The sequence below is a fragment of the Thermobacillus sp. genome, from assembly GCF_003390775.1.
Lineage (GTDB): Bacteria > Bacillota > Bacilli > Paenibacillales > Paenibacillaceae > Thermobacillus > Thermobacillus xylanilyticus.
The window spans coordinates 47,560-60,253 of the sequence record NZ_QEWA01000037.1; the positions used below are offsets into that span (position 1 = coordinate 47,560).

15 protein-coding genes are annotated in these 12,694 nt (G+C 62.0%); all 15 read left to right on the plus strand.

The window, feature by feature from the left end:
* The first annotated feature begins 41 nt into the window (after positions 1-41).
* The 15 genes from atpE to C6W55_RS09535 all read left to right on the plus strand — a co-directional run bounded on the left by atpE (position 42) and on the right by C6W55_RS09535 (position 12,692).
* The gene (atpE, locus tag C6W55_RS09465; protein ID WP_015256590.1) at positions 42-257 is read left to right on the plus strand and encodes a F0F1 ATP synthase subunit C; all 216 of its coding nucleotides are present in this window, start codon (positions 42-44) and stop codon (positions 255-257) included.
* 108 nt (positions 258-365) lie between these two features.
* Positions 366-851, plus strand: a complete 486-nt coding sequence (atpF, locus tag C6W55_RS09470) for a F0F1 ATP synthase subunit B (protein WP_286892459.1) — start codon at positions 366-368, stop codon at positions 849-851.
* Positions 848-1,387, plus strand: a complete 540-nt coding sequence (locus C6W55_RS09475; RefSeq protein WP_015256588.1) for a F0F1 ATP synthase subunit delta — start codon at positions 848-850, stop codon at positions 1,385-1,387. The genes atpF and C6W55_RS09475 overlap by 4 nt, the downstream gene beginning before the upstream one ends.
* A 25-nt stretch (positions 1,388-1,412) precedes the next feature.
* Positions 1,413-2,921: a F0F1 ATP synthase subunit alpha gene (gene atpA / locus C6W55_RS09480; RefSeq protein WP_041853992.1), complete on the plus strand. Its 1,509-nt coding sequence runs from the start codon at positions 1,413-1,415 to the stop codon at positions 2,919-2,921.
* A 130-nt stretch (positions 2,922-3,051) separates the two neighbouring features.
* A complete protein-coding gene (gene atpG, locus C6W55_RS09485; RefSeq protein WP_286892460.1) occupies positions 3,052-3,918 on the plus strand; it encodes an ATP synthase F1 subunit gamma in 867 nt (288 codons plus the stop codon).
* Between the two features lie 61 nt (positions 3,919-3,979).
* Positions 3,980-5,383: a F0F1 ATP synthase subunit beta gene (gene atpD, locus C6W55_RS09490; RefSeq protein WP_286892461.1), complete on the plus strand. Its 1,404-nt coding sequence runs from the start codon at positions 3,980-3,982 to the stop codon at positions 5,381-5,383.
* Between the two features lie 24 nt (positions 5,384-5,407).
* Complete coding sequence (locus C6W55_RS09495) at positions 5,408-5,818, plus strand: F0F1 ATP synthase subunit epsilon (protein WP_286892462.1); 411 nt, start codon at positions 5,408-5,410, stop codon at positions 5,816-5,818.
* A 122-nt stretch (positions 5,819-5,940) separates the two neighbouring features.
* Complete coding sequence (locus C6W55_RS09500; RefSeq protein ID WP_286892463.1) at positions 5,941-7,668, plus strand: ABC transporter ATP-binding protein; 1,728 nt, start codon at positions 5,941-5,943, stop codon at positions 7,666-7,668.
* A 134-nt stretch (positions 7,669-7,802) separates the two neighbouring features.
* Positions 7,803-8,183 (plus strand): NADH-quinone oxidoreductase subunit A, encoded by a 381-nt coding sequence (locus C6W55_RS09505; RefSeq protein ID WP_015256582.1) that lies wholly within the window; start codon positions 7,803-7,805, stop codon positions 8,181-8,183.
* Positions 8,159-8,677, plus strand: a complete 519-nt coding sequence (locus C6W55_RS09510; RefSeq protein WP_015256581.1) for a NuoB/complex I 20 kDa subunit family protein — start codon at positions 8,159-8,161, stop codon at positions 8,675-8,677. The genes C6W55_RS09505 and C6W55_RS09510 overlap by 25 nt, the downstream gene beginning before the upstream one ends.
* The gene (locus C6W55_RS09515; protein WP_286892464.1) at positions 8,674-9,582 is read left to right on the plus strand and encodes an NADH-quinone oxidoreductase subunit C; all 909 of its coding nucleotides are present in this window, start codon (positions 8,674-8,676) and stop codon (positions 9,580-9,582) included. Before C6W55_RS09510 ends, C6W55_RS09515 begins: the two co-directional genes overlap by 4 nt.
* 3 nt (positions 9,583-9,585) lie before the next feature.
* Positions 9,586-10,686: an NADH-quinone oxidoreductase subunit D gene (locus tag C6W55_RS09520; RefSeq protein ID WP_015256579.1), complete on the plus strand. Its 1,101-nt coding sequence runs from the start codon at positions 9,586-9,588 to the stop codon at positions 10,684-10,686.
* A complete protein-coding gene (nuoH, locus tag C6W55_RS09525) occupies positions 10,686-11,699 on the plus strand; it encodes an NADH-quinone oxidoreductase subunit NuoH (RefSeq protein WP_286892465.1) in 1,014 nt (337 codons plus the stop codon). Before C6W55_RS09520 ends, nuoH begins: the two co-directional genes overlap by 1 nt.
* A 15-nt stretch (positions 11,700-11,714) precedes the next feature.
* Complete coding sequence (gene nuoI, locus C6W55_RS09530) at positions 11,715-12,164, plus strand: NADH-quinone oxidoreductase subunit NuoI (RefSeq protein WP_015256577.1); 450 nt, start codon at positions 11,715-11,717, stop codon at positions 12,162-12,164.
* 3 nt (positions 12,165-12,167) lie between these two features.
* Positions 12,168-12,692: an NADH-quinone oxidoreductase subunit J gene (locus tag C6W55_RS09535; RefSeq protein WP_286892466.1), complete on the plus strand. Its 525-nt coding sequence runs from the start codon at positions 12,168-12,170 to the stop codon at positions 12,690-12,692.
* The last annotated feature ends 2 nt before the right edge of the window (positions 12,693-12,694 follow it).

The following is a 12,694-nucleotide window of genomic DNA, read 5'->3' on the forward strand; positions in this document are numbered from 1 at the left end:
ATAAGAATGCGAAAACAAAGTTCAGAGGAGGAAACTCTACAATGGAATTTCTGGCAGCAGCAATTGCAGTTGGTCTGGGCGCAATCGGCGCAGGTTTCGGTAACGGTATGATCGTCAGCAGAACGGTTGAAGGCATTTCCCGTCAACCGGAAGCTCGCGGCGCTCTCCAGACGACGATGTTCATCGGTGTCGGTATCGTCGAGGTCGTTCCGCTCATCGGCGTCGTTCTCGGATTCCTGATGTTCTTCCAAGCTTAAACTTCAAACCGTATATTTCACGCGGGGCGGGGACGGCGTATGCCTCCACGCCTTCTGTTTGTGTGATGCCGCGGGGGATCTGACCATCCAGGGAAAGGAGCGTTGCAGATGTCGTTCCATTGGGAATCGACAGTCATTGCGATCATCGCATTCGCTTTGCTGTACTGGCTGCTCAACAAATATGCATTCGGGCCGCTGTTCGGCGTAATGGAAAAAAGACGTCAGCTCGTCAACGAAGAGATTGAAGCAGCGGAAGCGAGCCGCCGGGAAGCGGAGCGGCAGCTCGCCGAACAGAAACGGGCGCTCGAGGAAGCGCGGAAGGAAGCGCAGGAAATTATCGAGTCCGCCCGCAGAACCAGCCAGAAACAAGCTGATGAGATTATTCAGGCCGCGCGTGAAGAAGCGAACCGCCTGAAGAATGAAGCGATCCGGGAAATCCAGAACGAGAAGAACAACGCAATTGCCGCATTGCGCCGGCAAGTCAGCGGATTGTCCGTGCAAATTGCATCGAAAATCCTCGAGAAGCAGGTTGACGGGAAGGCTCACGAGCAACTCGTTGATCAATATCTGAGAGAAGTAGGGAAAACGTCATGAGTGCGGATTCGGTCGCAGCGAAGCGCTACGCGAAGGCACTCTATGAAGCCGCGGCGCAGCAGGATCTGGTGTGGGATGTCGAGCAGCAGCTGAAGGCGCTCGTCGACGCGCTGGAACAGACGCCGGAATTCAAGGCGTTCCTGGGCTCTCCGAATATTGAAACTTCGCGCAAGATCTCGGTGCTGGAAGAGGCGCTGGCGGGCAAAACGTCCGACCTGCTCACGAGATTCATTCGTCTTCTGATCGAACGGGGCCGTCAGGCGGATCTCCCCGGCGTTTACCGCGCCTATGCCAGGATTGCCGGCGACGCATCCGGACAAGCCAGGGCGATCGTCTACACGGCGAAACCGCTTGGCGAAGCCGAACTGGCCGCGATCGCGGAGCAATTCGGCAAGGTGACCGGCAAGACGATCCGCGCGGAGCAGGAAGTCGATCCTTCGCTGATCGGAGGCGTCATGGTGCGGATCGGCGACCGTCTGTACGACGGCAGCTTGTCGGGCAAGCTCGCGCGGCTTGAAAAAGCATTGATTTCCTAAGTCTTATGGGACAGGGGTGAACCTTTTGAGTATCAGACCTGACGAGATCAGCACGCTGATCAAGCAGCAGATCGAACAATACAAATCCGATATGGAAGTCGTCGACGTCGGGACGGTTATTCAAGTCGGCGACGGGATTGCGCGCGTGCACGGCCTGGAAAAGGCGATGGCGGGCGAGCTGCTCGAGTTCGCGAACGGCGTCGTGGGCATGGCGCTGAACCTCGAAGAAAACAACGTCGGTGTCGTCATTCTCGGCCCGTACACGGATATTCGCGAAGGCGACCAGGTGAAGCGGACCGGCCGAATCATGGAAGTGCCGGTCGGCGAAGAACTGCTCGGCCGCGTCGTCAACCCGCTCGGCCAGCCGGTCGACGGCAAGGGCCCGATCGAAGCGAAACATTTCCGCCCGGTCGAATCGCCCGCACCGGGGGTCATCCACCGGAAATCGGTCCATGAGCCGATGCAGACGGGCATCAAGGCGATCGACTCGATGATCCCGATCGGCCGCGGCCAGCGGGAGCTCATCATCGGCGACCGCCAGACGGGCAAGACGACGATCGCGATCGACGCCATCATCAACCAGAAGGATACCGGTGTCAAATGTATCTACGTCGCGATCGGCCAGAAGCAGTCGACGGTCGCAAGCGTCGTGGAGACGCTGCGCCGCCACGGCGCGCTGGACTACACCATCGTCGTGACCGCATCGGCTTCCGAGCCGGCGCCGCTGCTCTATCTGGCGCCGTATGCCGGTTGCGCGATGGGCGAGTACTTCATGTACAAGGGCGAGCACGTCCTCGTCATCTACGACGACCTGTCGAAGCAGGCGGCCGCGTACCGCGAGCTGTCGCTGCTGCTCCGCCGCCCGCCGGGCCGCGAGGCTTACCCGGGCGACGTCTTCTACCTGCACTCCCGCCTGCTGGAGCGCGCCGCGAAGCTGAGTGACGAACTCGGCGGCGGTTCGCTGACGGCGCTGCCGTTCATTGAAACGCAGGCTTCGGACGTGTCGGCGTACATTCCGACGAACGTCATCTCGATTACGGACGGTCAGATCTTCCTGGAGTCCGACCTGTTCTTCGCCGGTCAGCGTCCGGCCATCAACGTCGGGATTTCCGTCTCCCGGGTCGGCGGCAACGCGCAGATCAAGGCGATGAAGAAAGTCGCCGGCACGCTGCGTCTCGACCTGGCGGCCTACCGTTCGCTGGCAGCGTTCGCGCAGTTCGGTTCCGACCTCGACAAGGCGACGCAAGCGCAACTGACGCGCGGCGCGCGGACGATGGAAATCCTGAAGCAGGGCGTCAACCAGCCGATGCCGGTCGAGAAGCAGGTCATCTCGATCTTCGCGGCCATCAAGGGCCATCTCGACGATCTGCCGCTCGAAGCGGTCGGCCGTTTCGAACGCGAGCTGCATCTGTACCTCGAATCGAACGCGCCGGAGATCGCCCAGTCGATCCGCGACACGAAGGATCTGACGCCGGAGACGGAGAACGCGCTGAACGAAGCGATCCTCAAGTTCAAGAAAAGCTTTGCCGTCTGACAGACGGATCGGATAATGAATCGGGCTAACGTGCCGGCACGAGTACCCGCTTGAGGGCCGCGGAGCATTCCGGCGGCCTTCCGGACGGGAAAGCGGCGGCGCGTTTAGCGAGCAAAGGCGGGTGAACCAGATGGCCAAGGGCATGCGCGAGCTCAAAGCGAAGATCAAGAGCACGCAGAACACGATGCAGATCACGAAAGCGATGGAGATGGTGGCGGCTTCCCGTCTCCGCCGCGCGCAGGAGGCGGCGGTCGCGGCGCGTCCGTATGCGGACAAGCTGAAGGAGGTCGTCGCCAGCATCGCTGCCGGATCGAGGGATGTCAAGCATCCGATGCTGCAGTCCCGCCCGATCAGGCGGACGGGGTATCTCGTCATCACCTCCGACCGCGGGCTGGCGGGCGGCTACAACGCGAACCTGCTGCGCAACGTGCTGAACACGATCCGCGGTAGGCACAGCTCGCCGGACGAGTACGTGCTGTTCGTCATCGGCCGCAAGGGCCGCGACTTCTTCCGCCGCCGGGGCATGGCGATCGCGAAGGAAGTGACGGGTCTGCCGGATTCGCCGACCTTCGCCGACATCAAGGCGATCGCGCAGGAAGCGGTCAAAGGATTCGAAGAAGAGCTCTATGATGAGCTTTATCTCTGGTACAACCAGTTCATCAACCCCATCACCCAGCGGCCGATCGAGCGCCAGCTGCTGCCGCTCGTGAGCGAGGACGTGAACACGGCAGGGCCTGCCACGGCTTACCAGTACGAGCCGTCGGCCGAAGAAGTGCTGAACACGCTGCTGCCGAAGTATGCGGAAACGCTCATCTACAGCGCCTTGCTGGACGCGAAGGCGAGTGAGTTCGGCGCGCGGATGACCGCCATGGGCAACGCGACGAAGAATGCGCAGAAGATGATCCAGGTTTTGACGCTGAACTACAACCGGGCGCGTCAGGCCGCCATCACGCAGGAAATCTCCGAAATCGTCGGCGGCGCGAACGCGCTGAGCTGAACCAATCCGCGTCTTACGCCGGCTTCATGATGCCGGGTCAGGCGCTTCAGGAGGGAACAATATGAAAAAAGGACGCGTGGTGTCCGTCACCGGTCCGGTCGTCGACATCGAGTTCGAACGCGGACAGCTGCCGGACGTCCTGAACGCGATCAAAATCGAAGCCAAGGGCGAAGGCGGCGGCCCGGACATCAACCTGACGCTGGAAGTCGCCCTTCACCTCGGCGACAACCTGGTCCGCACGATCGCCATGAGCTCGACGGACGGCCTCGTGCGCGGGATGGAAGCCGTCGACCTCGGCGGCCCGATCACGGTTCCGGTCGGCGCGCCGACGCTCGGCCGCGTCTTCAACGTGCTCGGCGAGCCGATTGACGAGGCCGGCGATGTCGTTGCCGACGTCAAACTGCCGATCCACCGTCCGGCGCCGGCGTTCGAACAACTGTCTACGCAGGCGGAAATTCTCGAAACGGGCATCAAGGTCATCGACCTGCTCGCGCCGTACGCCAAGGGCGGCAAGATCGGTCTGTTCGGCGGCGCGGGCGTCGGCAAGACGGTCACGATCCAGGAACTGATCCACAATATCGCACAGGAGCACGGCGGGATTTCCGTCTTTGCGGGCGTCGGCGAACGGACCCGCGAAGGGAACGACCTGTATCATGAAATGAAAGATTCCGGCGTCATCAGCAAGACGGCGATGGTGTTCGGCCAGATGAACGAGCCGCCGGGAGCGCGTCTCCGCGTCGCGCTGACGGGTCTGACGATGGCCGAATATTTCCGCGATGAAGAAGGCCGCGACGTGCTGCTCTTCATCGACAACATCTTCCGCTTCACGCAGGCCGGTTCCGAGGTGTCCGCGCTGCTCGGCCGGATGCCGTCGGCCGTCGGTTACCAGCCGACGCTGGCAACCGAAATGGGTCAGCTGCAAGAGCGGATCACCTCAACGAAGAAAGGTTCGGTTACGTCGATCCAGGCGATCTACGTCCCGGCGGACGACTACACCGACCCGGCTCCGGCGACGACGTTCGCCCACCTCGACGCGACGACGAACCTCGAGCGCCGCATCGCCGAGATGGGCATCTTCCCGGCCGTCGACCCGCTGGCTTCCAGCTCGCGGATTCTGACGCCGGAAGTCGTCGGTCAGGAACACTACGACGTCGCGCAAGGCGTCAAGCGGATTCTGCAGCGCTACAAGGAACTGCAGGACATCATCGCGATCCTCGGCATGGACGAGCTGTCCGAGGAAGACAAGCTGATCGTATCCCGCGCGCGCAAGATCCAGAACTTCCTGTCCCAGCCGTTCCACGTGGCGGAGCCGTTCACGGGCGTGAAGGGGATCTACGTGCCGGTCAAGGAAACGGTCCGCAGCTTCAAGGAGATTCTCGAAGGCAAGCACGACGATCTGCCGGAAGCGGCATTCCGCTACGTCGGCACGATCGAGCAGGCCGTGGAGAGAGCCAAATCGCTTTAATGCGATTGGCGGGAGGGAATCTCGATGAGCACGATGCTGCTTGAAATTGTCACGCCGGAACGCATCGTCTACTCCGAGCAGGTCGACATGGTCGTCGTGCGCGGCGTGGAAGGCGAGCTCGGCATTCTGCCCAACCATATTCCGCTGGTCACGCCGCTCAAGATTGCGCCGGCGAAGATCAAGCAGGGCGGCCGGGAAAAACTGGTCGCGGTCAACGGCGGATTCGTCGAGGTCCGCAAGGACAAGGTCGTCATCCTCGCCGAGAGCGCGGAACTGCCGGAAGACATCGACGTCGAGCGGGCGCTCGCCGCGAAGGCGCGGGCGGAACAGCGGCTTCAGGCCGCGCGGCAGGAAGAGATCGACTTCCGCCGCGCCCAGCTGGCCTTGATGCGCGCCACGAACCGGCTCGAAGTCAAGAATCATCACAATTCATAGACCGCAGTCCTGCCTGCCCGGCAGGCATGGGAAACCTGTCGGCCAGCCTGTCGGCTTCGCCGGCAGGTTTCTTGCTATTCGAAGATTTTGACAAACTCCGGCGAAGGAGGTGCCGTGCGGGCATGCTGCGCCGCTTCATGGCTTACTACCGGCCGCACAAACGGCTGTTTCTGCTTGATTTCAGCTGCGCCGTCATCGCCGCCCTGCTGGAGCTCGCATTCCCGATGGCCGTGCAATGGGTAAGCGACGAACTGCTGCCGACGAAGGACTGGAACGCGATCGCCGTCGCTTGCACCGCGCTGCTGTTCGTCTACCTGTTCGCGATGTTCATGCATTTCATCGTCGGTTACTGGGGCCATATGCTCGGCATCAACATCGAGACGGACATGCGGCAGCAGGCGTTCAACCATCTGCAGCGGCTGTCGTTCCGCTATTTCGACAACACGAAAACGGGCCATCTGATGTCGCGCATCACGAACGATCTGTTCGACATCGGTGAAATGGCGCACCACGGTCCCGAGGACATGTTCATCGCGCTCATGACGTTCGCTGGCGCGTTCGGCATCATGTGGACCGTCGACTGGCAGCTCGCCCTGATCACCTTCGCGGTCGTGCCGATTCTGGTCGTGCTGATCGCCTGGTTCAACGTGAAATTGAACCAGGCGGCCAAGCAGATGTTCGAGAACATCGCCGACGTCAACGCGCGGGTCGAAGACAGCGTATCCGGCATCCGCGTCGTGAAGTCGTTCGGCAACGAGACCTACGAGATCGAGCGGTTCCGGCGCAACAACGCCGGGCTGCGCAGGGCGAAACTGCGCGCGTACCTCGCGATCTCGCTCAGTTCGTCCGGCATGTACATGCTGAACCGGATGATCATGCTGATCGTGCTCGTCGCCGGCGCCTGGTTCGCCTATCAGGGCCGCATCACCTATGGCGAGCTCGTCGCGTTTCTGCTTTACGTGCAGGTGTTCCTGAAGCCCATTGACAAGATCAACGCGCTGATGGAAATGTATCCGAAGGGCATGGCCGGCTTCCGACGGTTCTGCGACTTGATCGACACGGAGCCGGACGTGAAGGACGCGCCTGACGCGATCGACGTGCCGTCGCTGCGCGGCGACATCGAATTCCGGAATGTGACGTTCGGTTATGAACCGCACACGAAGGTGCTGCGGAACGTTTCCTTGAAGATCCGCGCGGGCGAAACCGTCGCGCTGGTCGGCCCTTCCGGAGCCGGGAAATCGACGATCTGCAGCCTCATCCCGCGCTTCTACGATGTGGACGAGGGTGAAATCACGATCGACGGCATTCCGATAAAAAAGATGACGCAGCATTCGCTGCGTTCGAAGATCGGCGTGGTGCAGCAGGATGTCTTCCTGTTCAACGGCACGATCCGCGAGAACATCGCCTACGGCAAATTGGACGCGTCCGAAGCGGAGATCATGGAGGCCGCCCGCCGGGCGCATCTCGGGGACATGATCCGCGAACTGCCGGACGGGCTCGACACCGTCATCGGGGAGCGCGGACTGAAGCTGTCCGGCGGTCAGCGGCAGCGGCTCGCGATCGCGCGGATGTTTCTGAAGAATCCGCCCATACTGATATTGGATGAAGCGACATCGGCGCTCGATACCGAGACGGAACGGATCATTCAGCAGGCATTGGAAGAGCTGGCAGCCAATCGGACGACGATCGTCATCGCCCACCGCCTGGCGACGATCCGCGGAGCGGACCGCATCTTCGTCGTAAACGGCGACGGCATCGCGGAGGAAGGACGGCACGAAGAACTGCTGGCGCAAGGCGGCATTTACGCGCGGCTGCACCGGGCGCAGTTCGGCGAGACGCTCGTCACCTGAACCGCCGCGCGGCCGTGCCCCGTCAACTCGGTCATAGACGGGGCACCCCCCTTTTGCTATAATTGGTAAGGTAAATTCGCGGCCGGGCCATCCGCCAGCCGCCCCATACCGATCCTGCGCACGGAGGCGAACGTATGGAGAAATACGTCAACAGCTACGTGATCGTGGTCATTTTTGTGATACTGGGCATCCTGCTTCCGATCGTTGCGCTCGGGCTGGGCCGCCTGCTCCGCCCGCACAAGCCGACACAGGAGAAGCAGACGACGTATGAAAGCGGGAACGAGCCGGTCGGCGAAGGACAGGCGCGCTACAACATCCGGTATTACCTGTACGCCTTGATGTTCGTCATATTCGATGTCGAAACCGTTTTCTTGTATCCCTGGGCCGTTGCTTATAATCAGCTCGGCCTGTTCGTGTTGATTGAAATGCTGATCTTCACGGCTCTGCTTCTGGTGGGGCTGTTCTATGCCTGGAAGAAGAGGGTGCTGAAATGGGATTCGATCTGGAACAGGTGAGGCCTGAAGAGCACGAAGAGCTGAAGCGCAACGTGCTGGTGACATCGCTGGAACAACTGAAAGGCTGGGCGCGCAGCCACTCGATGTGGCCGCTGACGTTCGGTCTGGCCTGCTGCGCCATCGAGATGATGGGCACGGGCGGGGCGCACTACGACCTTGACCGGTTCGGCGTCTTTTTCCGTCCGTCGCCGCGTCAGGCCGACGTCATGATTGTCGCGGGGACCGTAACGAAGAAAATGGCTCCGCTTCTGCGCCGTCTGTACGAGCAGATGCCGGAACCGAAGTGGGTCATCGCAATGGGATCGTGCGCTACCGCGGGAGGTCCCTATGTCCGTTCGTACTCCGTCGTCAAGGGCGTCGACCAGATCGTACCCGTCGACGTCTACATTCCGGGCTGCCCGCCGAATCCGGCGGCGCTGATCTACGGGATCAACAAGCTTCAGGAGAAAATTCGTTACGAGGCGAAGACCGGGAAGCAGGTGACGAATCGGTGAGCGAAGAGAACAAGCGCGGGGCAGGCCGGCAGGAAGAAACGGCGGCTGCGGAGCAGCAATCGCCGCCCGCTGCGGAGCAGACGGAGCCGGCGGCCGCGGAACAGCGGGAGCCCGCGAATACGCAGGAAGTCTCCGGCACCGAGCCCGCCGGCGCGGGTGCGGAGCATCCGAACCAGCCGCAGCCGGATACGATGCCGGAGAATCCGGATGCATCCGCATCCGGTAAGCCGGCTGAGCCGGCTGCGCCCGCTGATGCGCCGTCCGCCCCTGCGGGCGAAGCCGCGGGAGCCGGGGCGGTGGATCCCGAGCGCGCGGCGAAGATCAAGGCCGCGCAGGAAGCGCGCGCCAAACGCCTGGCGGCGAAAGCCGCTGCCGGCGGTGAAGCGGCGCCCGGAGACGCAGAGCCTGCGGAGCCGAAGCCGCCGTCGCCGAAGCAGCCTTGGCTCGACGAAGCGGTCGAGCTGCTGAAATCCGAAGTGCATCCGGAAGCGGTGGAAGAAGCGGTGATCAACGAGCTGGCGGGCGACATGCCGACGATCACCGTGAAGGCCGAACACTGGCGCGCCGCTGCCGAGCTGCTGAAGAGCCATGGGAAGCTGGGCTGCAACTATCTGCGCAATGTGACCGGCGTCGATTACGAGACGCATATGGAAGTGGTCTACTTCGTCATCAATCTGGAGACGAAGCGCGAATATGCCATCAAGATCCGCACGGATCGCGAGCAGCCGTCCGTTCCGTCGGCGGTGCCGGTATGGCCGTCGGCGGATTGGCCCGAGCGTGAGATCTACGACCTGCTCGGCGTTGATTTTCCCGGCCACCCGGACCTGCGACGCATCATGATGCCGGACGACTGGGTCGGCCATCCGCTGCGCAAAGACTACGTTCCGCTCGATCCGGAGGTGTGACGCGTGATCCGTACCGAAGAACTGCTGCTGAACGTCGGCCCGCAGCACCCGAGCACGCACGGCGTTTTGCGCATCGTCGTGAAGCTGGACGGCGAAGTGATTACGGAAGCAACGCCTGTCATCGGATATCTGCACCGGGGCACGGAGAAACTGGCGGAAAGCCTGAACTACACCCAGATCATCCCGTACACGGACCGGATGGATTACGTGTCCGCCATGACGAACAACTACGTGCTCGTGCACGCCGTCGAGAAAATGATGGGCATCGAGGTGCCGGAACGCGCCGAGTTCCTGCGCCTTATTGTGATGGAATTGCAGCGCGTTGCGAGCCATCTCGTCTGGTGGGGCACCTACCTGCTGGACCTGGGCGCGCTCAGCCCGTTCCTGTTCGCGTTCAAGGAACGCGAGATGATCATCGACCTGTTCAACGAATTGTGCGGCGCGCGGCTGACCTACAACTATATGCGGGTCGGCGGCGTGAAGTGGGACGCGCCTCCCGGCTGGATCGACAAGGTGCGCGACTTCGTGCCGTACATGGAGAAGCAGCTCAAGGAATACGAGCGGCTCGTCAGCGGCAACGAAATTTTCCTCGCACGGGTCAAGGGGATCGGCAAGTACGACGCCGAAACGGCGATCGCCTACGGCCTCTCCGGCGCGAATCTCCGCTGCACCGGCGTGAAATGGGATCTGCGCAAGAACGAGCCCTACTCGTTGTACGACCGGTTTGAGTTCGACGTGCCGGTAGGCACGAACGGCGATTGCTATGACCGGTACATGATCCGGTTCGAGGAGATGCGCCAGTCGCTGCGCATCCTGAAGCAGGCCGTCGAGCAGTTCCCGTCTTCCGGCGAGACGATGGGCAAGGTGCCCCGCGCCATTCGGCCCCCGGCGGGCGAGACGTACGTCCGGATTGAATCGCCGCGCGGCGAGATCGGCTGCCACATCGTCTCGAAGGGCAAGGCCGAGCCGTACCGCCTGAAGTTCCGCCGGCCTTCGTTCATGAATCTGCAGATTCTGCCGAAGCTGCTCGTCGGCGAGACGATGACGAACCTTATCGCGATTCTGGGCGGTGTGGACATCGTCCTCGGGGAGGTCGACTGCTGATGAGCGATTGGGTGGAACAACCGCTTTCCTGGGGGAACGTCCTGATCTACGCCGTGCTGGCGGTCGTCTTCCTCCTGCTCATTCTCGGCTATGTCACCTACGCGATCCTGTTCGAGCGGAAAGTGCTCGGCTGGATGCAGTTCCGGCACGGGCCGAACCGGCTCGGGCCGTGGGGGCTGCTGCAGACGGTGGCGGACGTCCTCAAGCTGCTGGTCAAGGAGGACACGATTCCGCGCAAGGCGGACCGCGCCCTGTTCATTCTCGCGCCGGCGCTCTGTTACGCGCCGTCGTTCGCGGTGCTGGCGGTCATCCCGTACACCCGCGAGCTCTATTTCGCCGATCTGAACGTCGCCATCGTCTACTACGCGGCGCTGTCCGCCATCTCGACGATCGCGATCGTGCTCGGCGGCTGGGCATCGAACAACAAATATTCGCTGCTCGGCGGCATGCGCTCGGCGGCGCAGATGATCAGCTACGAAGTGCCGCTCATCCTCTCGATCGTCGGCACGGTCATGATGACCGGCAGCATGAGCCTGCGGCAGATCGGCGAGGCGCAGGGCGACTGGTTCTGGGAGTGGAATTTTCTTCCCCAGATTATCGGCTTCGGCGTCTTCATCGTCGCCGCGGTATCGGAGCTGAACCGCTCGCCGTTCGACCTGCCGGAGGCGGAATCCGAGCTGGTCGCCGGCTACCACACCGAGTACAGCGGCTTCCGCTTCGCGTTCTTCATGCTGGCGGAATACGTGTACATGTTCGCGATCGCCGGGCTGGCGTCGGTGCTGTTCCTCGGCGGCTGGCATCCGCCGGCGCCGTTCCTTGATTTCGTACCGGGCGTCATCTGGATGATCCTGAAGATGGCCTTCGTCATCTTCTTCCTGTTCTGGCTTCGGGCGACGATGCCGCGCGTGCGCGTCGACCAGCTGATGGGATTTGCCTGGAAGGTGCTGGTGCCGCTGGCGATCCTGAACGTGTTCGTGACGGCGGTCTGTCTCGAGCTTTTCATCAAAGGGTAACGGGGGGTTAGGGCCATGAAAGGTTTGATCCAGGGTCTGGGCGTTACGCTCAAGGCGATGACGACGAAGAAGGTCACCTATGCCTACCCGGACGTGCCGCTCAAGATGCCGGACCGGTTCCGCGGCGTCCAGCATTTCGAGCCGGACAAATGCATCGTCTGCAACCAGTGCGCGCGCATCTGCCCGACAGAGTGCATCACGCTGGTCGGCAAGCCGAATCCGGATCCCGAGAAGAAAGGCAAAGTGATCGATACCTACGACATCAACTTCGAACTGTGCATCCTGTGCGATCTGTGCACCGAAGTGTGTCCGACGGAAGCGATTGTCATGACGAACAATTTCGAACTGGCGGCATACAGCCGCGACGAACTGTTCAAGGATCGCGAGTGGCTGGAAAACAACAACACGAACGTCCGGCAGGACAACAACAACATCGGCGCGCCGCAGAGAGGGGGCGCGAAGTAACCGATGGGCGGGTTCTACATCAACTGGTCCGGCGAACTGGTTGCGTTCTTCGCGTTCGCCGTCATCATGATCGTCGGTGCGGTGCTGATGCTGACGCTGACGAAGGTCGTCCATATGGTGGTGTCGCTGGCGGCGGTCTTCCTCGGGCTCGGCGGCATGTTCGTCGTGCTGGAAGCGGAATTCGTCGCCTTCGTGCAGGTGCTCATCTACGCGGGCGCCGTCACGATTCTCATGATCTTCGGCATCATGATGACGCACCACCAGGCCGTGCAGCATGAGCCGGCAAGGCCGGTGCACGAGATCGTGTCGGCCGTCGCGTCGATCCTGCTGTTCGGCATTCTGTTCTACGCGATCCGTACCACGGAATTCGAGCCTTCGGCTCCGCCGCTGCAGGCCGGGGTCGACAACGCGATGGAGATCGGCAAGCAGCTCTATACGCAGCACGTCATCCCGTTCGAACTGGTGTCGGTTCTCCTGACGGTCGCGTTCATCGGCGCGATCGTGATCGCGAAGAAGGAGGCGGAGTAGAC